Source organism: Streptomyces sp. NPDC026417 (genome assembly GCF_055567695.1).
Genome location: NZ_JBVHPY010000006.1, coordinates 243,572 through 264,896 on the forward strand (window position 1 = coordinate 243,572; position 21,325 = coordinate 264,896).

Annotated in this window: 18 protein-coding genes and 1 pseudogene; 5 read left to right on the forward strand and 14 right to left on the reverse strand. The window is 71.5% G+C overall.

All coding sequences use genetic code 11. The features are described 5' to 3' along the window. A partial coding sequence (locus tag ACZ4NT_RS12490) for an ABC transporter transmembrane domain-containing protein (protein WP_467725080.1) occupies nt 1–1,782 on the reverse strand: 1,782 nt, incomplete at its 3' end. 360 nt (nt 1,783–2,142) lie between these two features. Between ACZ4NT_RS12490 and ACZ4NT_RS12495 the strand changes: the two genes are divergently transcribed. Both ACZ4NT_RS12495 and ACZ4NT_RS12500 read left to right on the forward strand, forming a co-directional pair. After that, nucleotides 2,143–2,889: a hypothetical protein gene (locus ACZ4NT_RS12495; protein ID WP_467725082.1), complete on the forward strand. Its 747-nt coding sequence runs from the start codon at nt 2,143–2,145 to the stop codon at nt 2,887–2,889. Between the two features lie 120 nt (nt 2,890–3,009). Continuing rightward, entirely contained in the window at nt 3,010–4,704 is a 1,695-nt protein-coding gene (locus tag ACZ4NT_RS12500) for a peptide-N4-asparagine amidase (RefSeq protein ID WP_467725084.1), read from the forward strand. On the opposite strand, the pseudogene ACZ4NT_RS12505 reads toward ACZ4NT_RS12500, so the two are convergent. Beyond that, nucleotides 4,661–5,001 (reverse strand): annotated as a pseudogene (locus ACZ4NT_RS12505) (FAD-binding oxidoreductase); the annotation flags it as partial. The gene ACZ4NT_RS12500 and the pseudogene ACZ4NT_RS12505 overlap by 44 nt on opposite strands. Nucleotides 5,002–5,053: 52 nt before the next feature. Continuing rightward, nucleotides 5,054–5,509: a MarR family transcriptional regulator gene (locus ACZ4NT_RS12510; protein WP_121408442.1), complete on the reverse strand. Its 456-nt coding sequence runs from the start codon at nt 5,507–5,509 to the stop codon at nt 5,054–5,056. Nucleotides 5,510–5,603: 94 nt separating this feature from the next. Here ACZ4NT_RS12510 and ACZ4NT_RS12515 point away from each other — a divergent pair, with 94 nt between their 5' ends. Together ACZ4NT_RS12515 and mltG are read left to right on the forward strand one after the other, a co-directional pair. Beyond that, the gene (locus ACZ4NT_RS12515) at nt 5,604–7,403 is read left to right on the forward strand and encodes an ABC transporter ATP-binding protein (RefSeq protein ID WP_467725086.1); all 1,800 of its coding nucleotides are present in this window, start codon (nt 5,604–5,606) and stop codon (nt 7,401–7,403) included. A 43-nt stretch (nt 7,404–7,446) separates the two neighbouring features. Further along, nucleotides 7,447–8,289, forward strand: coding sequence for an endolytic transglycosylase MltG (gene mltG / locus ACZ4NT_RS12520; RefSeq protein ID WP_467725088.1), 843 nt, complete (start codon nt 7,447–7,449; stop codon nt 8,287–8,289). A gap of 32 nt (nt 8,290–8,321) precedes the next feature. Here mltG and ACZ4NT_RS12525 read toward each other — a convergent pair whose 3' ends face one another. The 6 genes from ACZ4NT_RS12525 to ACZ4NT_RS12550 all read right to left on the reverse strand — a co-directional run bounded on the left by ACZ4NT_RS12525 (nt 8,322) and on the right by ACZ4NT_RS12550 (nt 13,581). After that, the gene (locus tag ACZ4NT_RS12525) at nt 8,322–9,410 is read right to left on the reverse strand and encodes an NAD(P)-binding domain-containing protein (RefSeq protein WP_467725089.1); all 1,089 of its coding nucleotides are present in this window, start codon (nt 9,408–9,410) and stop codon (nt 8,322–8,324) included. A 48-nt stretch (nt 9,411–9,458) separates the two neighbouring features. After that, nucleotides 9,459–10,616 (reverse strand): LLM class flavin-dependent oxidoreductase, encoded by a 1,158-nt coding sequence (locus ACZ4NT_RS12530; protein ID WP_467725091.1) that lies wholly within the window; start codon nt 10,614–10,616, stop codon nt 9,459–9,461. 2 nt (nt 10,617–10,618) lie between these two features. Beyond that, nucleotides 10,619–11,650, reverse strand: coding sequence for an ABC transporter substrate-binding protein (locus ACZ4NT_RS12535; RefSeq protein ID WP_467725093.1), 1,032 nt, complete (start codon nt 11,648–11,650; stop codon nt 10,619–10,621). A gap of 76 nt (nt 11,651–11,726) precedes the next feature. Further along, complete coding sequence (locus ACZ4NT_RS12540; protein ID WP_467725095.1) at nt 11,727–12,488, reverse strand: ABC transporter ATP-binding protein; 762 nt, start codon at nt 12,486–12,488, stop codon at nt 11,727–11,729. Beyond that, complete coding sequence (locus ACZ4NT_RS12545; protein ID WP_467725097.1) at nt 12,461–13,351, reverse strand: ABC transporter permease; 891 nt, start codon at nt 13,349–13,351, stop codon at nt 12,461–12,463. The genes ACZ4NT_RS12540 and ACZ4NT_RS12545 overlap by 28 nt, the downstream gene beginning before the upstream one ends. 146 nt (nt 13,352–13,497) lie before the next feature. After that, nucleotides 13,498–13,581 carry a putative leader peptide gene (locus tag ACZ4NT_RS12550; RefSeq protein ID WP_349817350.1) on the reverse strand — a complete coding sequence of 28 codons (84 nt, stop codon included), beginning with the start codon at nt 13,579–13,581 and terminating at the stop codon, nt 13,498–13,500. Nucleotides 13,582–13,703: 122 nt separating this feature from the next. Between ACZ4NT_RS12550 and ACZ4NT_RS12555 the strand changes: the two genes are divergently transcribed. After that, nucleotides 13,704–14,126 carry a secondary thiamine-phosphate synthase enzyme YjbQ gene (locus ACZ4NT_RS12555; RefSeq protein WP_121408434.1) on the forward strand — a complete coding sequence of 141 codons (423 nt, stop codon included), beginning with the start codon at nt 13,704–13,706 and terminating at the stop codon, nt 14,124–14,126. A gap of 11 nt (nt 14,127–14,137) precedes the next feature. Here ACZ4NT_RS12555 and ACZ4NT_RS12560 read toward each other — a convergent pair whose 3' ends face one another. The 5 genes from ACZ4NT_RS12560 to ACZ4NT_RS12580 all read right to left on the reverse strand — a co-directional run bounded on the left by ACZ4NT_RS12560 (nt 14,138) and on the right by ACZ4NT_RS12580 (nt 21,283). Then, complete coding sequence (locus tag ACZ4NT_RS12560; protein WP_467725099.1) at nt 14,138–14,413, reverse strand: hypothetical protein; 276 nt, start codon at nt 14,411–14,413, stop codon at nt 14,138–14,140. Continuing rightward, entirely contained in the window at nt 14,406–19,163 is a 4,758-nt protein-coding gene (locus tag ACZ4NT_RS12565) for a putative T7SS-secreted protein (RefSeq protein WP_121408432.1), read from the reverse strand. Before ACZ4NT_RS12565 ends, ACZ4NT_RS12560 begins: the two co-directional genes overlap by 8 nt. Continuing rightward, a complete protein-coding gene (locus tag ACZ4NT_RS12570; protein WP_121408431.1) occupies nt 19,163–19,831 on the reverse strand; it encodes a hypothetical protein in 669 nt (222 codons plus the stop codon). Before ACZ4NT_RS12570 ends, ACZ4NT_RS12565 begins: the two co-directional genes overlap by 1 nt. Further along, nucleotides 19,828–20,442 (reverse strand): hypothetical protein, encoded by a 615-nt coding sequence (locus tag ACZ4NT_RS12575; protein WP_467725102.1) that lies wholly within the window; start codon nt 20,440–20,442, stop codon nt 19,828–19,830. The genes ACZ4NT_RS12570 and ACZ4NT_RS12575 overlap by 4 nt, the downstream gene beginning before the upstream one ends. Before the next feature lie 100 nt (nt 20,443–20,542). Next, nucleotides 20,543–21,283: a class I SAM-dependent DNA methyltransferase gene (locus ACZ4NT_RS12580; RefSeq protein ID WP_467725104.1), complete on the reverse strand. Its 741-nt coding sequence runs from the start codon at nt 21,281–21,283 to the stop codon at nt 20,543–20,545. Between the last annotated feature and the right edge of the window lie 42 nt (nt 21,284–21,325).

Consider the following 21,325-nt stretch of genomic DNA (forward strand, 5'->3'; position numbering starts at 1 on the left):
GGCTGGGGTGCCGGTCGTGGGACGGCTGTCGCAGAACGGGGTTGCGTCCTCGGTCTCCGGGGTCACAAGGGCGCGGGACCGGGGCTCGGCGTGCACCAGCTCGCGGTGCACGCCGACGGCCACGACCTCGCCTCCTTCCACGAGGACGACGCGGTCCGCGTGGTCCAGGAGCAGGGGTGAGGAGGTGAAGACGACCGTCGTACGGCCCGCTCGCAGGGAGCGGACACCGTCGGCGACCCGGGCCTCGGTGTGTGAGTCGACCGCGGACGTGGGCTCGTCCAGGACCAGCACCTCCGGGTCGGTGATCAGGGACCGGGCCAGCGCCAGCCGTTGCCGTTGGCCGCCGGACAGGGACCGGCCCCGTTCGGTGATGCGTGCGTCCATCGGGTCCCCGGCGTCCAGCGACCCCTGGGCGAGCGCGTCCAGCACATCACCGCACTGTGCGGCCGCGAGGGCCTCGGGGGCAGTCACGGCGCCGGAGGCGGGGACGTCGAGCAGATCGCGCAGCGAGCCCGACAGGAGCACCGGGTCCTTGTCCTGGACCAGGACGGCGGACCGTGCCGAGTCGAGGGGCAGTTCGTCCAGCGGTACTCCGCCCAGCAGCACGGAGACGCCGGCCTCCTCGCCCGTCGCATGTCCGCCGAGCCGCTCGGCCAGGACGCCCGCCGCGTCCGGGTCGCCGCACACCACGGCGGTGAACCGTCCGGCGGGTGCCAGCAGCCCGGTCGCCGGGTCGTACAGGTCGCCGGTCGGCACGACGGCGTCGCGCGAACCGGCGATGTCCGTGATCCGTTCCAGCGACAGCACATGGGCGGCCCGCTTGGCGGAGGGCCGCGAGAAGGAATACGCCATGGCGATCTCCTCGAAGTGCCGCAGCGGATACGTGAGGAGCATGACGGCGCTGTACACCGTGACGAGTTCGCCGACCGTGATGCGGCCGTCGCGGGCCAGATGGACCCCGTACCAGACGACCGCGACGAGCAGCAGACCCGGCAGCAGCACCTGGAGCGCCGAGATCAGCGCCCACATACGGGCGCTGCGCACCGCGGCGCGACGGACCTCCTGGGAGGCCCGGCGATAGCGGTCGAGGAACAGCTCCTCGCCGCCGATGCCGCGCAGCACCCGCAGGCCTGCGACCGTGTCGGAGGCCAGTTCCGTGGCGCGTCCCGCCTTCTCGCGCTGCTGGTCGGCGCGGCGGGTGGCGGGCGGGAGGAGAGGCAGGACGGCGAGCGCCAGAACCGGCACGCCCACGGCGACGACGACACCGAGCGCGGGCTGGTAGACGACCAGACCGGCGCAGACCAGGACGACGGTGAGTGCGGCGGCGGCGAACCGTGACAGGGCCTCGACGAACCAGCCGATCTTCTCCACGTCACCCGTGGAGACGGCGACGACCTCGCCGGCCGCCACGCGCTGTGTCAGCGCCGAGCCCAGCCGGGCGGTGCTGCGGGCCAGGAGCTGCTGGACGCGTGCCGCGGCGGTGATCCAGTTGGTGACGGCGGTGCGGTGCAGCATCAGTTCGCCGAGCGCGATGGCCGCACCGCAGAGGGCCATCAGCCCCCCGGTCAGCGCGAGCCGGCTGCCGGACCGGTCGACGACGGCCTGGACGGCCAGGCCGACGCAGAAGGGCAAACCGGAGACGGCGACGAAGTGCAGCAGACCCCAGGCGAGGGCCTTGAGCTGTCCGCCCAGTTGGTTCCGGCCGAGCCACCACAGGAATCTGGGACCCGAGCGCGCGTCGGGCACACCCGGATCCGGATACGGAAGGTCTTGAATCTGCATGACATCCCAGTGGCTCGTGTCAGGGGTGGACGGCCGCGCGGACCGACGGCGAACCGGTCGCGGCGGCCGGGCGGAACCGGCCCGGGGCCGGTGGCCCCGCGGCCGCATGCCGCGGGCACCGGACCGCTGGGCGGTCGAACCCGGCCCCGCGAGGGACCGGCACCGACCGCCGCTGCCGTGGCCGGCACCGAACCGGTCGCGAGAGTCGGCAACAAACCGTGAAAGGTTCGCCTCGGAGCGTGGTCGGAGGCAAACGGTTTTTCTCCGCAGGGCAAAGATTCGGCCCGGACCGCCCGCATATGACCGGGAAGCGAGGGGGCCGCGGGCAGGGGTCCCGCACGTGGTGCGACGATGGACCGCATGCAAACAGGCGGTGCGAACGGTTCGGCGCGAGCGGGGGTCGCTGTGGCGGCCTGCGGTGTGCTTCTGATGTCCCTGTCGGCCTGCGGCGGTTCGGACGGGGGGAGCGGGACGAAGGGTGACGGCGGCAGCGAGGCCGGCCGGGCCGCGGCGCGCACGGTCGACCTGAAGCGCATCCCTGACGTCGGCGACCGGCTGCAGAAGCAGATTCCCGCCAACTCCCGCCAGGTCGTGGCCGTCTACGGAGAGGGCAAGGACTCCGCCGACTCGACGGTCGTCCTCTATTCGAAGCACGGCGCCACCTGGGACCGGACCCGTACGTGGAAGGGCCACAACGGCAAGAAGGGCTGGACGACCGAGCACCACGAGGGCGACAAGCGCAGCCCCGTCGGTGTGTTCACGCTCAGCGACGCGGGCGGAGTCCTCGCCGACCCGGGTGCGCGGCTTCCGTACACCAGGTCCGCGTCCTTCCAGGCGCCGCACTACTGGGCCAAGTCGCACTGGCACGACTTCGACTACGTCATCGCCATCGACTACAACCGCGTCAAGGGCACCTCGCCGAACGACCCCACCCGACCCGAGGGCCAGTCCAAGGGCGGCAGCATCTGGCTGCACATGGACCACGGCAGCGGTACCTCGGCCTGCGTGAGCCTGTCCAAGTCCGGCATGAACTACCTCCTGCGCACGCTCGACCCGGACCGGCATCCGGTGGTGGTGATGGGCGACAAGGCCGACCTGAAGGCGTAGCCTCCGCCTGCCCGGCCCCGGCCTGCCCGGCTCATTGCCCCGGCCCCCAAGGGTTCCGGGGCTCGGATGTCTCCCTGGCACCGTTGCGGGCGAGGCCAACTCCCCCGTAGAACACCGCCCATGAGAAGACCGGTCATCATGTCCATGCTCGCCGGAGCGATCCTCGCGGTGAGCACTCTCCTCGGCGCAGGCCCGGCTCCCGCGGCGAGCCCCGCGCAGGATTCCGCGGCCGAATCCGTGGACCCACCGGCCGAGTTCGGTACCGACTGGCACGATCCCCTGACGGCCGCCCCGCCCGTCTCCAGGCCCGGCGGCAAGGCCTGCCGGGTCACCGTAGCCGAGGCGCAGTTCCGTGACTTCACGCCGTACCGCGGCACGTACGCGCCGCCGAGCGGGTGTGGTGAGCGCTGGAGCAAGGTCGTACTGCGGCTCGACGGCACCGTCAAGGGGCGGCAGTTCGACCGTCTCGGATACCTCCGCATCGGAGGAGTCGAGGTCTTCCGCACATCGACGCCCGAGCCCTCACCCGACGGCATCGAGTGGTCCGTCGAGAAGGACGTGACGCGCTACGGCGACACCCTCCGGGAGCACCGTGACGTGGAGATGCTCATCGGCAACGTGGTCGACGACACCTACACCGGAGTCATCGACGTCAAGGTCACCCTGACCTTCTACCCGGCCCGGCACACCATGGGTCCCGGCGTCACGACCCGGCGCGGCACGCCCGCGCAACCCGCCGCCCGCACCGGTTCCGCCAGCCCCGCCTCACCCCCCGACCGCGTCCTCACCCTCAAGGACGGGACGCTCACCGCACCACGCAACAGCGAACGGATCGTCGCCGAGGTGTACGCCACCGGTTCGGGCGGCGGGTGTGAGGAGTACTGGTACCTGACGGTGCCCGACGCCGCGCCGTACTCCTGCAAGGCCACCGACGGCCCCTACCGCGAGGTGCAGATCACGGTGGACGGCCGGCTCGCCGGTGTCGCGGCTCCGTTTCCGACCGTGTGGACCGGCGGGTGGTCCAACCCCTTCCTCTGGTATGTGATTCCGGGTCCCCGCGCCTTCGACATCAAGCCGATCGAGTACGACCTGACCCCGTTCGCCGGACTCCTCAACGACGGCCGAGCCCACCGGATCGACGTCTCCGTGGCCGGGGTCCCCGCGGGCCGGAGCGGCTGGAGCACCCCGGTCAACGTGCTGGTGTGGCAGGACGCGGGGCGCGCGCACGTCTCCGGCGCGCTCACCGAGGTCACCGCGGGAGACCTCACCAACTCCTCCGTGCACACGCCTGGTTCCGAACACCGGCTGGACACCGAGGGCGGCCACCGGCTGACGGTGGCCGGATACGCCGACACCTCGCACGGCCGCGTCACCACCACCGTGCGCCGCACGCTGGCCAACACCTCCGTGCACCGCTGGACCGACGGCGAGAGCACGGACGGCCTCGACGCCGTCTGGACGGACGACGAGAAGGTCACCGTGGACGGACGCGGACCGGCCGTCGTGACGCGCACACACCGCACGTACACCATGGACGGCACCACGACGCTGGGCGCCGGTGACCGGCTGCGGACGGTGCTGACCCTCGGCGACCGGGTGTCGGTCGACGAGACGCGCGGCCGCCGCACCGCCTGGTCGAAGGCGGACGACATCTATACGGGCGACGCGACGTACACGGCGAACGTGCCGCGCGACCAGCGGCACGCGGTCGCCACCACGCGTGAGCGCTACCGGCTGCGCGGCTCGGACGGGTGCCACGATCGGACCCTGGTCACCGTGCAGGGGACGCTGACCGAGGACCTGAGCCGCTGCTGACCGCTGATCGGTCACCGGTGACGCGCAGACCGGTGCCCGGAGGTCGGCAGGCCCCGCTGAGACGGGTCGCGCGCTCGGCTCCAGCAGGACGGAGCGGTAGCCGCGGCCCGTCGCGTGGTCCATGCCGACCCCGCATCTGCGGTTCGCCGAGCGGTGCGCGTCGAAGGCGCGGGTCGCCACGAACGCGGCCTCCCTGCGCGTGGCCGCCTCGGTGAGTTCCGGGTGCGGCATGCCGCGGTCACCGGCGAAGGCGCAGCAGCCGGCGTCGGCGGGGACGACCCCCTCGTCGGCGTGTGCTCGGCCACCACGCGGACTCACGCGTTCCGGTCGGCCACCGCCCCAGGGACGGTCAGCAGGGCGGCTCCGCGCCGGGCGTGCCGTCGACCAGGGTGTCCAGCAGCTCGCCGAGCACCTCGCGCTGCGCGTCCGTGAGCGGAGCCAGGATCTCCTCGGCCGCCGACCGGCGCGCGCCGCGCAGCTCCCGCAGCGCCTTGCGCCCGTCGTCCGTGACCTCGATCCGGATCACCCGGCGATTGCTGGGGTCGGGCACCCGGCGGACCTTCCCGTTCGCCTCCAGGCCGTCGACCAGCGTGGTCACGGCGCGCGGCACCACCTCCAGGCGCTCGGCCAGATCGGCCATCCGGGGCGGCGAGCCGTAGTGGGCCAGGGTGCGCAGGAGCCGCGACTGGGCCGGCGTGATGCCCAGGGCGCGCTGCTCCAGATGGCGCTTCTGGATGCGGTGCACGCGACGGGTCAGCCGCAGCAACTGCTCGGCGAGCAGGCCGTCGGCATCGGGGGTGGTCATGCGGGAACAATATCAGGATGCCGTTCATTGTGAGTATAGGTAACAATGAGCTATGCTCCGTCAGTCGTCCTCGTCTCACCTCCCGTAGGAGCCCATGCGCCCCGATCGCCCCACCTGGACCCCGCCACCCGCCGAGGCCGAGCAGCCGCGTCAGGTGCGCCGCATCCTGAAGCTCTTCCGCCCCTACCGCGGCCGGCTCGCGGTCGTCGGCCTGCTGGTCGGCGCCGCGTCCCTGGTCTCCGTCGCCACGCCCTTCCTGCTGAGGGAGATCCTTGACGTCGCGATCCCCGAGGGCCGCACCGGTCTGCTGAGCCTGCTCGCGCTCGGCATGATCCTGAGCGCGGTCGTCACCAGCGTCTTCGGCGTGCTGCAGACGCTGATCTCCACCACGGTCGGCCAGCGCGTCATGCACGATCTGCGCACCGCCGTCTACGGGCGGCTGCAGCGCATGTCGCTCGCCTTCTTCACCCGCACGCGCACCGGAGAGGTCCAGTCCCGCATCGCCAACGACATCGGCGGCATGCAGGCCACGGTCACCTCCACCGCCACGTCGCTCGTCTCGAATCTCACCAGCGTCGTCGCCACGATCGTCGCGATGGTCGCCCTGGACTGGCGGCTCACGGTCGTCTCGCTGCTCCTGCTGCCGGTCTTCGTCTGGATCAGCCGCCGGGTCGGCCGCGAGCGCAAGAAGATTGCGACGCAACGCCAGAAGCAGATGGCCACGATGGCCGCCACCGTCACCGAGTCGCTGTCCGTCAGCGGCATCCTCCTCGGCCGGACCATGGGCCGCGCCGACTCGCTCACGCGATCCTTCGCCGACGAGTCCGAGAGCCTGGTCGACCTGGAAGTCAGGTCGAACATGGCGGGCCGCTGGCGCATGGCCGTCATCACCATCGTCATGGCCGCCATGCCCGCCGTCATCTACTGGACCGCGGGACTGGCCCTGCAGTTCGGCGGGCCGGCCATCTCCATCGGCACGCTCGTCGCCTTCGTCTCGCTCCAACAGGGGCTCTTCCGGCCGACCGTGAGCCTGCTGTCGACGGGCGTCCAGATCCAGACCTCGCTCGCGCTCTTCCAGCGCATCTTCGAGTACCTCGACCTGCCCATCGACATCACCGAGCCGGAGCAGCCGGTCCACCTCGACCAGGTCAAGGGCGAGATCCGCTTCGAGGACGTCGAGTTCCGCTACGACGGCAAGGGCGGACCGGTCCTTCAGGGCATCGACATCACGGTGCCCGCGGGCGGCAGCCTCGCCGTCGTCGGCCCGACCGGCTCCGGCAAGTCCACGCTCAGCTATCTCGTGCCCCGGCTCTACGACGTCACGGGCGGGCGCGTCACGCTGGACGGGGTCGACGTGCGCGACCTGGACTTCGACACGCTCGCCCGCGCGGTCGGCGTGGTCTCCCAGGAGACGTACCTGTTCCACGCCTCGGTCGCCGACAACCTGCGCTTCGCCAAGCCGGACGCCACCGACGAGGAGCTGCATGCGGCGGCCCGGGCGGCCCAGATCCACGAGCACATCGCCTCCCTGCCCGACGGGTACGAGACGGTGGTCGGCGAGCGCGGGCACCGGTTTTCCGGCGGCGAGAAGCAGCGTCTGGCCATCGCCCGCACGATCCTGCGCGACCCGCCGGTGCTCATCCTCGACGAGGCGACCAGCGCCCTGGACACCCGCACGGAGCGCGCCGTCCAGGAAGCCATCGACGCCCTGTCGGCCAACCGGACGACGCTCACCATCGCGCACCGGCTGTCCACCATCCGGGGCGCCGACCAGATCGTGGTCCTGGACGCCGGCCGCGCTGCCGAACGCGGCACGCACGAGGAGCTGCTGGAGCGGGACGGCCGTTACGCCGCCCTCGTCCGCCGAGACGCTCAACTGGAGCCGACAAGATGAAGATATGTCGGGTTTGTGAGCTTTAGCGGGTTACCGTGCCCGCATGCAGACCAACACTCCGCCACGGAGCACGATTCGACTGACGCGCCGGGGCCGGGTCGCCCTGATCGCGACCGGAGCCGTCGTCGCGGCCACCGCCGTGGCGGTGCCGCTGCTGACCATGGACGACGAGGACGCGCGTCCCAGGTCCCTGGTGATTCCGGAGGGCTGGCGAGCGGTCCAGGTGTACGGCGCCGTGGACAAAGCCCTGCGCCTGCCGGCCGGCAGTACCAGGAAGTCCCTGGGCAAGGCCGGTCTGAAGTTGCCCAATGACGCCGAGGGCAACCCGGAGGGCTACCTCTTCCCCGCCACGTATCCGCTCGACGAGAAGACCAGCCCCGAGTCGCTGCTGTCGTTCATGGTCGCCACCGCGAACAAGAAGTTCAACGGCGGCCAGGTCACCGCGGGGGCCCAGCGCAACGCGATGAACGTGTATCAGGCGGTCACGATCGCGAGCATCGTCCAGGCCGAGGCCGCCACCAAGGAGGACATGGGCAAGGTCGCCCGTGTCATCTTCAACCGGCTGGAGCGGGGCATGCCGCTGCAGATGGACTCCACCCTCAACTACGCGCTGAACCGCAGCAGCCTGACGACCACGCAGAAGGACACCAAGCTCGACAACCCGTACAACTCGTACCAGCGCATGGGGCTGCCCCCTACGCCGATCGCCAACCCCGGCGAGGAGGCGATGCGCGCGGCGATCAACCCCACCCCGGGCGACTGGCTGTACTTCGTCACCGTCAAGCCGGGCGACACGCGCTTCACAGCCGTCTACGAGGAGCACCAGAGGAACGTCGCCGAGTTCAACCGGAACCAGAAGATCGCCTCGGCCTCACCCTCGCGCTGACCGGGCGGGCAATGCGCCGGCCCGCCCGGACGTCACGCGCTGGCCGGCACCTCCGCCAGCAACCGCCTGATGTCCCGCACCGCCGCGCGTCCGGCCCGGTTGGCGCCGATCGTGCTGGCCGACGGGCCGTAACCGACCAGGTGGACGCGAGGGTCGGCGACCGCCCGCGTGCCGTCGACGCGGATGCCGCCGCCCGGCTCGCGCAGCCGCAGCGGGGCGAGGTGGTCGATCGCCGCACGGAACCCGGTGGCCCACAGGATGACGTCGGCGTCCACGTGCCGCCCGTCGTCCCATGCCACGCCGTCCGGGGTGATCCGGTCGAACATGGGGAGCCGGTCCAGGACACCGTCCGCGAGGCCCCGCCGGATCGCGTCGTTCAGGGGCAGCCCGGTCACGGACACCACGCTCTGCGGGGGCAGGCCCCGCCGGACCCGCTCCTCCACGCGCGCGACCGCGGCCCTGCCCACCTCCTCGTCGAAGGGCCCCTCCCGGAACACGGGGGGCCGCCGGGTCACCCAGCTGGTCTCCGCCGCGTACGGGGCGATCTCCATCAGGTGCTGGGTGCCGGACGCGCCCCCGCCCACGACGACGACCCGCAGTCCGGCGAACTCCTCCGGTCCCGGGTACTGCGCGGTGTGCAGCTGGCGGCCACGGAAGGTCTCCTGGCCCGGATAGCGCGGCCAGAACGGCCGGTCCCAGGTGCCGGTCGCGTTGATCAGCGCCCGCGCCGCCCAGGAGCCGTCCGAGGTCTCGACGAGCAGCCGCCCGCCGTCGCCCTCGCGCACCGCACGGACGTCCACCGGCCGGCGTACGCGCAGATCGAAGGTGCGCTCGTAGGCGTCGAAGTACTCCGCGATGACCTCGGAGGACGGCCGGGCCGGATCGGCGTCCGTCAGCTCCATCCCCGGCAGCGCGTGCATGCCGTGCACCTTGCCGTACGTCAGTGACGGCCAGCGGAACTGCCAGGCGCCGCCCGGCCGCGTGGCGTGGTCCAGCACGACGAAGTCCCGCCCCGGCTCGGACCCGGTCCGCCGCAGGTGGTGGGCGCTGGACAGGCCCGCCTGCCCAGCGCCTATGACGACCACGTCGACCTCGTGCGTCCCTGCCCCGGTGCTGTTCACTCCTCTGCCAACCGGACCGGGGTCCGGTATCTTCCCGGGCGGGAGAGTTCAGCGGCCGCTCGCGACCAGCAGCGGTGCGCCACCGCCGACGGCCCCGGCCCCGGGCAGCAGCCCACGGGCGGCCAGGTCCGGGATCACTCCCTCGCCGAACCAGTACGCCTCCTCCAGATGGGGATAGCCGGAGAGAACGAAGTGCTCGATGCCGAGCGCGTGGTACTCCTCGATCCGGTCCGCGACCTCGGCGTGGCTGCCGACGAGCGCCGTTCCGGCACCACCGCGGACCAGACCCACGCCGGCCCACAGGTTCGGGGAGATCTCCAGCTCGTCCCGCGAGCCGCCGTGCAGGGCGAGCATGCGCTGCTGTCCCACCGACTCGCTGCGACCGAGCGCGGCCTGCGCGGCGGCGATCGTCTCGGGGTCGAGGTCGCCGAGCAGCCGGTCGGCCGTCGTCCACGCCTCGGCGGAGGAGTCCCTCGAGATGGTGTGCAGCCGGATCCCGAAGCGCACCGTGCGTCCCTCGCGCTCGGCGAGCGAGCGGATCCAGTCGATTTTCTCCTTGACCTGGGCGGGCGGCTCGCCCCAGGTCAGGTACACGTCGGCGTGCCGTGCGGCGACGGGCCCGGCGGCGGGCGACGAGCCGCCGAAGAAGATCTCCGGCAGCGGGTCGGGCGGCAGCGCCGTCAGTCCGCCCTCGACCTGGTAGTGGGTTCCGTCGAAGTCGTAGGGGCGGCCGCTCCACACGCCCCGTACGACGGAGAGGAACTCGTCCGTGCGGCTGTAGCGCCGGTCGTGGTCGAGGTGGTCGCCGAAACGCCGCTGCTCGGTGGAGTCGCCGCCGGTCACGACGTTGAGCAGGAGCCGTCCGCGCGTGATGCGCTGATAGGTGGCCGCCATCTGCGCCGCGAGCGTGGGGGAGATGACGCCGGGGCGGAACGCGACCAGGAACTTCAGCCGCTCGGTGTGCTGCGCGAGTGCCACCGTGGTCAGCCAGGCGTCCTCGCACCAGGTGCCGGTCGGGGTGAGCACCGCCTCGAAGCCCAACTGCTCGGCCGCCTTGGCGATCTGGGCCAGATAGTCGATGTCGGGAGGGCGCACCCCGCTCACCGGTCGTGCGCGGTCGACGGGGTTGGCGGCGTAGGCGTGCCGGTCCACGAGCGTGCGGCCGTCGCCGCCGGTGGGCAGGAACCAGTGGAGGTGGACGGTCACGGTCACGACTCCTTGTAGACGCGGGGAGCGGTGGTCGACGCAGGCAGATCGCCGTTGAAGCGGGTGTCCACGAAGTCACCGAAGTCGACCTTGCGCGGGATCAGCTTCAGACCGGCGAAGGTGTCGACGATCTCCTGCTCGGAGGCCACGAGCTTGTCGTCGACGGCCACCGGGACGCGCGAGGCGTTGGTCCTCTTCACCGATGCCAGGGCCACCTCGTAGGGCAGCCCGGTGTCCTTCGCCCACACCTTCGCCCAGGCCGCGGGGTGGGCGAAGACCCAGTCCTGGGCGCGCCGCAGCCGCTCCAGGTAGTCCTTGACGGCGGCGGCCTTCTTCTTGTCCCGGAGCGCGTCGGGGGCGGCCACCTGGAAGGTGAGGCCGTTCACCACGCCGTCGCCGTCGGTCAGGACGCGGCCCTGCCCGGCCTTCAACACCTGCGAGGTGTACGGGTCCCAGACCGCCCAGGCGTCCACCTTGCCGCTGGTGAAGGCGGCCAGCGCGTCGGCCGGCTGCAGGTACTTCACCTTGACGTCGCCCAGTTCCAGCCCGGCCTTCTTGAGTGAGGCGACCAGCTGGTAGTGGGCGGACGAGCCCTGTGCCACGGCGATCGATTTGCCCTTGAGCTCCGCGGGCTTCTTCAGCGGGGACTTCGGGGGTACGAGAATGGTGTCGCCCTTGGACGTGCCGTGCCAGGCGGCCACCACCTTGATCTTCGAGCCGGCGCCGGCCGCGAAGACGGGCGGGGTGTTGCCCACGCCGCCGATGTCGACGGCCTTGGCGTTGACCGCCTCCAGCAGGGGCGGGCCGGACGTGAACGTCGACCACTTGATCTTGTAGTCGAGGTCGTCGAGCTCCCCGGCGGCCCGCAGCACCGCTTCCGAACCACCCTTCTGGTCACCGACGTCGAGCGTGAGCGAGCCCTTGCCGTCGGTCCCGCCGCCGACCGGGCTGTCGGCCGCCGAGTTGCCGCCGCAGGCGGTGAGCAGCAGGGCGAGGGGGAGGAGCAGTGCGGCGGGAGCGAGACGTCGTCGCATGGTGATTCCGTTCGGTCGGTTCAGATGAGGGTGTGTTCGGCTCCCGGGCAAGGGGTGAGCCGGGAGGGGAGGGAGGTCAGGCCGCTTCGGCGGCGGTGTCGACGCCGAGCCGTTCCAGGAGTTCGCCGCGCAGCTCGGCGAACCGCGGGTCGGTGATGTCACGGGGGCGGTCCAGGTCGACCGTCGTCTCGTAGGCGATGACGCCGTCGTCCATGACGAGGACGCGGTCCGCGAGCAGCACCGCCTCCTCGACGTCGTGCGTGACCAGCAGGACGGCGCAGCCGCGGCGCTGCCACAGCCGGCCGACGAGCCGCTGCGCCTTGATGCGGGTGAGGGCGTCGAGCGCGCCGAACGGCTCGTCGAGCAGCAGCAGGTCGGGTTCGCGGACCAACGCCCGTGCCAACGAGGCGCGTTGGGCCTCACCCCCGGAGAGCGTCTTGGGCCACGCGTCCGAGCGGTGGGTGAGTCCGACTTCCGTCAGCGCCTGTTCGGCGACGGCTCGTCCGGGCTTGCCGGGCAGTCCGAGGAGGACGTTGCGCCACACCTTCTTCCACGGCATCAGTCGGGGCGCCTGGAAGGCGACGGCCTTGCGGCGCGGTACGAGGACCGTGCCCTCGATGTCCCGGTCCAGGCCGGCCAGGATGCGCAGCAGGGTGGACTTGCCGCAGCCGCTCCGGCCGAGCAGGGCCACGAACTCGCCCGGTTCGACGTCCAGTCGGAGGTTGTCGATGACGGCGCGGCCGTCGAAGGAGCGGGTCAGCCCGTCCACGCGTACCGCCGGTGCCGAGGCGGGCGCGGTCGGGTCGGCAGTCACCGGCCGGTGAACGTCGGTCGCCATTGCAGCAGCAGCCTTTCGAGGGAGCGGACGATGAAGTCGGCGAGCAGGCCGAGGAAGGCGTAGACGATCAGGCACACCACGATCACGTCGGTGCGCAGGAAGTCGCGGGCCTGCACCATGAGGAAGCCGATCCCGGCGTCCGCGTTGATCTGCTCGGCGAAGACGAGGGCGAGCCAGGCGATGCCCAGCGAGTAGCGCAGGCCGGTCATGGCACCGGGCAGCGCGCCGGGCAGGACGACATGGCGCACCAGTCCCCATCGGGACAGTCCGAGGGATTCCCCGGCCTCGATGAGCTGGGAGTCGACGCCGCGGATGCCGGCGTACACGTTGAGGTAGAGCGGGAAGGACACGCCGAGGGTGATGATCGCGACCTTCGGTGCCTCGCCGATGCCGAACCAGATGATGAACAGCGGGATCAGGCCGACGAACGGCACGGTGCGCAGCATCTGGACGCTGGCGTCGACCAGGTCCTCGCCGATCCGGAACAGCCCCGACAGCAGGGCGAGTCCGGTACCGACGACGGTTCCGAGGAGCAGGCCCACGGCGACGCGCTGCAGCGACACGCCCATGGCGTTGGGCAGCGACCCGTCCGCCACCAGGTCCTTTCCGACCCGGGCGATGGTGCCCGGCGAGGCGAGGACGTCGGGGGTCAGCACCCCTGTGCTGCTCAGGACTTGCCACAGCGCGAGGAGGAGGAGCGGGCCGGAGGTGCGGCGCAGCCAGCGCGGGACCCGGGTGCGGCGGGTGGAGGCGGGGACGATGGGTTCGAGGGCCGGCGACGCGTGCTCGGAGGCGCTGACGTTCTTGGATATAGCCGGAATGTCGGACTCTTGAGAGCCCGGCGGGGCATGGCTGATGCTCATGACTGCTCCACGGGAGGAGAGCGACCGGAAGGAGGTGCGCGAGGGCGCGACCGAGCCCGGCGATCAGCGCGTCAGGAGGCCGACGTGTGATCGGACATGCGGACGGGCGAGGCGCAGGGGCGCGGTGTCAGCAGGGTGAAAGGGCGTCAGCAGCCGCGGCGACACGCGGCGGAGGCCACCCGCAGCAGGTCGATGTGACCGCGCGTGGTGAGCAGGGCTGAACGCAACATGCGGCAGAAAGTAGCCAGACTGCGTGTGCACGGTCAATGGCGTCTCGCGGAGTGGAATGCGCGTACCACCGAACGGGCGCCAGGTCAGGTGTGAAATGCGGCCCACGGGTCAGGATGGGGTCATGTCCGAAGCCTTCACCACGCGTGTCCTGAACATCGCCTCCGGCTCGTCCGAGAACGTCGTCGACCTCACCCGCGACTGCGAGGCGTTCCTCGCCGAGGCGGCGGCGGGCCGGGACGGTCTGCTGAACGTCTTCGTCCCGCACGCCACCGCCGGAGTCGCGATCATCGAGACCGGGGCCGGCAGTGACGACGACCTGCTCGCCGCCCTGCACACCCTGCTCCCCGCCGACGACCGCTGGCAGCACCGGCACGGCAGCCCCGGCCACGGCCGCGACCACGTGCTTCCGGCCATGGTCCCGCCCCATGCCACCCTGCCGGTCGTCGCCGGGCGGCTGGAGCTGGGGACGTGGCAGTCGGTGTGCCTGGTCGACACGAACAAGGACAACCCCGACCGGAAGGTGCGCCTGTCGTTCCTCGGGTGACGAGGGGCGTGTCACTCCACCGACACGAGGGTGGTCTGCGGCACCACAAGCCCCGCGCCTGCGCCGGTCAGGGTCACCCTGCCGGAGTGCACGGTGTCGAGTTCCGTCACCTCCCTGCCGTACCACTCGATCCGGGTCAGCGCGAGTGAGTCCCCGGTGCCCGCCTCGGTCCGAAAACGGGAGCCGAGCACGGCGGTGCCCTGAAGGCAGCGCACCACACAGACGACGGTGTCCTCGGATGTCATCGGTTCGAGCGACAGCACGCTCAGGACCGCGGGGTCAGGCACGGCGGTGGGCCTCCTCGACGAAGTGGCTGATCTGCTCCGGTGTCAGCTTCGGAATATCGTATTCGAGCAGCGGATCGATATCGCCGTTGCCGATGCGGCGGGGGACGTCGATGCCCATCTCGCTCAGAATGTCCCGGGCGACGGACGACGGCACCTGTACCGAGGCGCGGGAAGAGAGTTCGGCAGGGCTCAGCTCGACCGGCCATTCGGCTTCGCGGGCGATGTAGCCCTCGTGGACCGGGACGTCGTTCAGGGCGCCGCGGGGATAGATCTCGACGACGGCGTCCCCGAACCGCTCGGCCTGGGTCGCGAAGACGGTGGCCACTCCGGGGTCGGACGACGTGGGCGTGATGCCGTGCCGCTGCACCCCGGGGCTCCCCTCGAAGCCTCGGGTGGTGCCCCGGAAAAGATGGGGCGGGCAGGGCGACAGGCCCAACGGGTCCGACCAGGTGTGGGGATTGGGCACGTAGGAGGCAGGGTTGGGCGCCGGAGTCAGCCCGAGCGGATCGCCGGTGAGGTACCGCCCCGTCGCGGGGTCGTAGTGGCGGAAGTAGTTCTGGTGCAGGCCCGTCTCCGGGTCGAAGTACTGCCCGGGGAAGCGCAGCGGCGTGTAGGCGGTGCTGTCCTTGCTCCACGCGGTCGTGCCCCACAGAGTGGAGCGGGCCCGCCATGCCGTGGCGCCGCTCTCGTCGACGAGTTCGCGGGGTGTGCCGACGAGGTCCGTGACGATGGCGAAGAAGCGGGAGTCCACTTCCGTCTGCGGAGCGCCGGCCGCGTGGATGCGCTCCGTCTGGGTGAGCGGGCGCGCGCCCGCGTGGTCCCAGGTCAGTGTGACGACGTTCGGCGACTCGGCGACGGTCGTGCTCTGCTCGCACAGCGTCGGGCCGTCCCAGGTGAAGTCGGTTCGCTCGGCCACCGACCGTCCGTCGGCGGCGAGCCGCAGTTTGGCGGTGCGGCGCCCCGTGGGGTCGTAGCGGTACCGCCAGCGCGTGCCGTCCGGTGTCGTCACCCCGGTCAGACGGTCCTCGACGTCCCAGGAGTAGCGCCAGACGTCCACCGGCCCCGACAGCCGCCGGACCCGGCGCTCGACCACGCGGCCGGCCTCGTCGTACGTGTAGTGGACCCGGCCGGCGCGCACGACCTTGGTGCCCGTGTACGCGCGGGGACCGGCGGCTTCCCGGCCGACGGGGGCGTCGGGCCACTCGGCGTCGGTCTGGTTGCCGGAGGCGTCGTAGGCGTACCGCTCCGTCCAGTTCGCCCCCTGGACGGTGGTGACCCGGCCCGTCGGATCGAGACCGAAGGTGCACGCGCCGAGCAGGGGGTCCTCGACCGCCGACAGGTTCCCGTCGGGACGATAGACGTACGCGCGATGCGCGAGGGACTCCTCGCGCGCGTTCCGGAGCGTCTGGCCGGTGAGCCGTCCGAGTGCGTCGAAGGTGTGATGGATGCCGATCCCGCTGCTGAACCGGCGGGCCGTCTCCCGGCCCGTGGCGTCGAAGGAGAAGGCCACGGTGCGGCCGGACGTGGCCAGTTCCGTCCGGTTTCCTGCCGCGTCGAACGCCCACGTGCTGGTCGCGCCCGCGGGCGTGCGCCGCGAGACGCGTCGGCCCAGTTGGTCGTAGGTGTACGTGATGGTGCGCCCGTCGACCGTTTCGGACCGGAGGAGACCGGCGCGGTCCCGGAGCCGGACGAGGGCGACGTCGGGCCCGCGGGCTTCGGCGAGTTGGCCCGTGAAGTCGTAGGCATACGTGGTGACCCGGCCGCCGGCCTCCTTGCGGACCACCCGGCCCAGCGCGTCGCGCTCGAAGGTGACGACGTCACCCGAGACGGTGGTCCGGGCCGCGAGGCGTCCCGCCGCGTCGTGCCGGTAGCCGGCCGTGCGCCCGTCGAAGTCCGTCTCCGAGACCACCCGGCCCGCCGGGTCGTGGTCGTAACTCCACGTCAGCCCCAGCGGGTTGGTGACCTTGGTCAGGCGCAGTTCCGTGTCGTAGGTGAACTCGTGACGTGCTCCGTCGGGGTCGGTCCGGGCCGTCAGGAGGTCGAAGTCGGTGTACTCGAAACGGGTCACCGCGCCCGTGGCGGTGGTGTGGCTCGTGCAGTTGCCCTCGCCGTCGTACGTCCACGACTGGACGCCGCCGTCCGGGGAGATGTGCCGGGCGAGCCTGCTCTCCACGGTCCATTCGAGGCGGGTGGTCGCCCCGAGCGGATCCGTGATCGCGACGGGGCGTCCGAACGCGTCCCGTTCGTACCGGGTGGTCGCGCCGAGCGGATCGGTGACGTGCGTCGGCAGCCCCGCGGCGTCGCAGCGGACCCGCGTGGTGTCGCCCAGCGCGTCGGTGACCGAGGCGAGGTGCCCTGCGGAGTCGTACGCGAAGCGGGTGGTCCGCCCGCCCGGAGCCGTCAGCCGGACGCGGTTGCCGCGCTCGTCGTACTGCTGGTGCATCGCGGTGCCGTCGGCACCGATCACCTTCACGGGCAGGCCGTGAGCGTACTCCGCGTGCGCCGTGTGGCCGTCCGGCCGGGTGACGGACGTCTGGTTGCCGTCCTGGTCGTACGTGAACGACGTCGTGCCGCCGAGCGGATCCGTGCGCGAGAGGAGACGTCCCTTGTCGTCGTAGGTGTGGTGCGTGGCCGCACCGCACGCGTCGACGGCGGTGACGACCCGCCGGTGCCGGTCGATCCGGTAACGCGTGGTGTGGCCGAGCGAGTCGGTCACGGCGGTGGTCGTGAACCCCGGCTCGGGACCGTCCTCGTACCGGAAGACCGACCGCAGGTGCCCGGCGCCGCCGGACTGGCCGACGCAGCGGTCCCGGTCGTCGTAGGTGTACGAGAAGGTGTTCCCGTTCGTGTCGGTCCACGCGGTGATGCGCCCCGGCTCGTCGTACGCGAACCGCAGGGGAGTTCCCGACGAACCGGTGACCTCGGCGAGATGACCGTCGGGGCCGTACCCGTACCGGACGATCTCCTGGTCGGCGCCGTCCGGCGCTCCGCCCGCCAGACGCAGCGAGGTGACCCGTCCCTCGCGGCTGGTCAGCAGCAGGCGGCGCCCCGCGCTGTCGTACACCGAACAGGGGGCGCCGGTGTCCTCGTCGTACTCGAAGGCGATCCAGTGGCCGCTTCTGTCGTCGATGCGCTCCAGCAGCGCCTCGTACTCCCCCCGCTGCCCGAAACTCAGGACGCGACCGGAGCGCGGATCGGTGACCGTGTAGCCCTGGGCCGTCCGGTCCAGGCGCCACTGCGGCCCCCGGTGGGGGAGGGTCGGCGCCCCCGGCGCCGGGTGCGGGAAGGTCAGCAGCAGACCGTGCTCGCCGACGAGGACGATTCCCTCGGTGTCGATCTCCAGACGCTGGTCGACGGTGGAGGACCAGGTGGGGCCGAACCAGCGGCCCGCCCGGTACGAGGACTCGAACTCCCGCTTGAACACCAGCGGGAGGCGGCCCGGCAGCGACACGTCACCCTGGGCCAGCACCATGTGGCCGCTGGCCACGTCGACCGGATCCTTCTCGCAGGTCTTCTCGTGGGGCTGCTGCGCACGTGTCTGCGGATGCTGCTCGGCGCCGTTGCGCGCCTCCCGGCGCAGCCCGCTCTCCAGTCCTTCCTTCGCGCCCGTCTTGAGACCGAGGCGTACACCGCTCCGGGCCAGGCCCGCGCCCTTGGTACCGATGAGCTCGGGGATGAGGCGGCCGACGAACTCCGAGGGGTCCTTCTTGAAGCCGTCGACGGCGGCGGTGACGATCCGCTCGGGATGCGCAGCCGTGGAGACGAGGCCGGAGAGCGTCATGGACACGTTCTGCAGGTATGCGGCCGGATGCGTGAGGTTGTACGGATCGGTGGGGTTGAGGCCGCGGGCGAAGTTGACGAGGCCGGCGGTGCCCTTGAGCGCACCGCCGACGACATGCGTCAATTCGGTGTTGACGGCCTGGTAGCCGTCGACGAGGTTGTTGCCGAGGCGGTCCAGCGGAGGCGGCTCGGCGGGCGCGTGCGCGAGAGCCCCCTTGACCTTGGTCCCGGCCTCGGAAGCGCTGGTGTTGCGCTGCTTGCGGGCCTCGGCCAGGGTTTCCCGGGCCTTGGTGATGTCGGCCTTGCCGGGATCCCGGAACGGCTCGGGCCTCGGGCCGGGGTCCTCGTTCGCCTTGACCTTGGCGTTGTAGGCGTCGACGCGCTTGTTGTACGCCGCGACCGCGTCGTCGGACGCCTTCCGGCCCTTCTTGTAGAGCTCGACGGCCTCCTTGGCCCTGCCCTGCGCCCACTTGACGGTGTCGGCGTACGCCTCCAGTGCCGCCGCGGCCTTGTCACAGGCGTCGGAGGCCTGCGCCCACTTGGTGGGATGGACACCGAACTTCTCGCGGAACGCGTCGCCGCCCTCGCCCGCCCAGCCGGACGCGTCGACCTTCTTCATGCCCTGGGCGACGTGGTCGAAGGCGGTGTGGAAGTCCTTGAGATGCTTCGCGGACTCACTGATCCTGGCGGGATTGCCGTGGACGAGTTCGTTGGCCTCCTCGGTCTGGCCGAGCTGCTGCTCACCGGGGGTGGCGCCGAGGTCGGAGGCCACCTCGTCGCCCCAGTCCTCGACCGCGTCCGCGGCGTCGTGCAGGCCCACGTGGTCCAGGCCGTCACCGACCTTGCCGGTGGCCCAGTCGACCCCCTCGCCGACCTTCTTCCTGCCCTCGTCGACGAGGTCCTCACCGATGGCCAGGCCGTGGTTGATGCCGCCCTTGATGCCGTCACCGATGTCACCCAGGATGCCCACTACTGCTCACCCCCGCCCTGCTGCTCGGCGGCCGCCGCGCGCGCTTCGGGGGACGGACCGAAGGTGCTGTCGAGCCACTGGTCGTACTCGGCGTCGGACATGCCCGCCGCGCCGTGCAGGTTCTCCGGGTTGAGGCCCAGCGGGCCGACCGTGTGGGAGGTCATGACATCGCGGCCGGCGTCCTTCCAGCCCTGCGCACTGTTCGCCATGGCCTGGTCGAAGGACTCCTTGCTGTAGTCGGCGCCGCCGAACGCGCCGGAGGTGGCGATGTCGCCCCAGCCCTGCCCGATCACCTCCTCCTCGGTGGCGTACGGGTTGCCGATCGCTGCGTTCGTCACGACCTTGAGGGATCCCTCGACGTACTGCTCGGTCTCGTAGTAAGTGCCCGCGGACAGACCGGTCTTGACCGCGAAGGCGTTGCCCTCGTTGACCAGTGACCGCACGCCCCACTCCCAGCGCTCGCAGAAGGACTTGAACGTCTCGGTCAGGCCTTCGTGGCCGAGCTCCAGGCCGGACAGCGCGATGTCGCCGAAGCCGCGTCCGGCGCCGGCCTCGCCGACCATGCCGAGTTCCTTCAGCTCGCCCAGCGCCTCGGTCAGTCCCTTCGCGACCAGGTCCAGACCGCCGGCCTTCAGATCCTTGCCGCCACCGTTTCCGCCGCCCGTCATGCCGCGTCCTCCTCGTGGCCGTCGACGGCGGCCTCGGCCGGCACGATGCCCCGCACCGGCGGGAACACCACGCCGTCCGGGCCGTCCGCGCAGTCCAGTGCCACCCCGCACGGCACCCCGGCCGCGGGCACCGCCACGTCGAGCAGCCGGGCACCGAGCACGGTGCGGTACGTCCATTCCCGGGTGTACGCGCCACGGGCCTGCGCGTAGCGGGCCAGCGCCTGCTCGTCGGAGAAGGCGAGGATGAACCTGATGCCGTTGAAGTCGGCGGTCAGCAGCCCGCGTTCCTCCGCCGGGCCGGGTTCGTCGCCCAGCGGCACGAGCACGGCCGTCCGCCGGAACTCGCCCAGCAACCGGGCGAACGCCTTTCTGCGCGCAGCCACTTCGGGATCCTCGACGACAGAGCCCTCGGCGACGGGGCCCTCGACGACCGGCTCCGCCTCCGGGGCGGGCGGTTTCCGGACGGCGGGGTCCGGCTCCGGCTCTCCGGCCGGGTTCCCCGACAGCGGGGGAGCGTCGGCGGCGGGCGCCCCGCTCAGCTCCGCGTAGTCGGTGAGACGTGATGTCGGTATGCGTGGCGGCTCATCTGCCGCACCCCCGTGCTCGAACATGCTGTCCATCATCACAACTGCACATCGCACACGGCAACGTGCCTGCGTCACACCCGTGTCACAGCCTCTGACGTGGGGTCGCCGTGGGATACCCGGTGCGTCAGGACGGCTTGCGCCACACCGAGACGTGCTGCGACGACTCCTGGGTGAAGGGCGTCCCGTCCCAGTCCGCGACGCGGCGCTCCAGTGCGAGTCCCGCGATCCGGGCCATCAGGTCCAGCTCCGCGGGCCACGCGTACCGGTGCCGGGACGCCCCGCGGCGGAAGCGTCCGTCGTCCCCGTCGGAAGTGAAGTGGTGCGAGACGAGGATCTGCTCGACCAGGTCGAAGGTGTCGAAGCCCAGGTGGCCCTCGGAGACGTCGAAGGGCACCGCCGTCTGCCCGGGCGGCAGGAACCGCAGGGGCGGGACACCGAGCTCGATGACGAACCGGCCGCCGGGGGCGAGATGGCGCGCGGCGTTCCGGAAGCACTCGACCTGCTCGTCCTGGGTCAGCAGGTTCGAGATGGTGTTGTAGACGAGATAGACCAGCGTGAACTCACCCGGCACGACGGTCGTGGCCATGTCCCCGACGGTGACCGGGAGCGTCTGCTCGTCGGCCTTGCGGCGCAGGACCGCGACCATGTGCTCGGACAGTTCGATGCCCGCCACGGGGACGCCGCGTCGCCGCAGGGGGACACCCACGCGGCCGGTGCCGATCGCAAACTCCAATGCCCTTCCGCCACCGGCCAGTTCGGCCAGGAAGTCGAGGGTGGGTCCGAGGAAGTCGGTGGAGGTCCGCTCGCCCTCTTCGGCGTCGTAGCGTTCGGCGGTCGCTCGGTCCCAGAATTCGCTGCTCGTCACGAGGGCCACAGTGCCCGGCACGCCGGACACTGTCGACCGATT

Bases quoted from the DNA above. Each gene is read 5' to 3' on its own strand.
- ACZ4NT_RS12510 (WP_121408442.1), bottom strand. From the start codon at position 5,509: ATGACCACCCCCGATGCCGACGGCCTGCTCGCCGAGCAGTTGCTGCGG.
- ACZ4NT_RS12555 (WP_121408434.1), top strand. From the start codon at position 13,704: ATGTCCGAAGCCTTCACCACGCGTGTCCTGAACATCGCCTCCGGCTCG.
- ACZ4NT_RS12540 (WP_467725095.1), bottom strand. From the start codon at position 12,488: ATGGCGACCGACGTTCACCGGCCGGTGACTGCCGACCCGACCGCGCCC.
- ACZ4NT_RS12535 (WP_467725093.1), bottom strand. From the start codon at position 11,650: ATGCGACGACGTCTCGCTCCCGCCGCACTGCTCCTCCCCCTCGCCCTG.
- ACZ4NT_RS12550 (WP_349817350.1), bottom strand. From the start codon at position 13,581: ATGTTGCGTTCAGCCCTGCTCACCACGCGCGGTCACATCGACCTGCTG.
- ACZ4NT_RS12570 (WP_121408431.1), bottom strand. From the start codon at position 19,831: ATGACGGGCGGCGGAAACGGTGGCGGCAAGGATCTGAAGGCCGGCGGT.
- ACZ4NT_RS12500 (WP_467725084.1), top strand. From the start codon at position 3,010: ATGAGAAGACCGGTCATCATGTCCATGCTCGCCGGAGCGATCCTCGCG.
- ACZ4NT_RS12495 (WP_467725082.1), top strand. From the start codon at position 2,143: ATGCAAACAGGCGGTGCGAACGGTTCGGCGCGAGCGGGGGTCGCTGTG.
- ACZ4NT_RS12575 (WP_467725102.1), bottom strand. From the start codon at position 20,442: ATGTTCGAGCACGGGGGTGCGGCAGATGAGCCGCCACGCATACCGACA.
- ACZ4NT_RS12515 (WP_467725086.1), top strand. From the start codon at position 5,604: ATGCGCCCCGATCGCCCCACCTGGACCCCGCCACCCGCCGAGGCCGAG.
- ACZ4NT_RS12545 (WP_467725097.1), bottom strand. From the start codon at position 13,351: ATGAGCATCAGCCATGCCCCGCCGGGCTCTCAAGAGTCCGACATTCCG.
- mltG (WP_467725088.1), top strand. From the start codon at position 7,447: ATGCAGACCAACACTCCGCCACGGAGCACGATTCGACTGACGCGCCGG.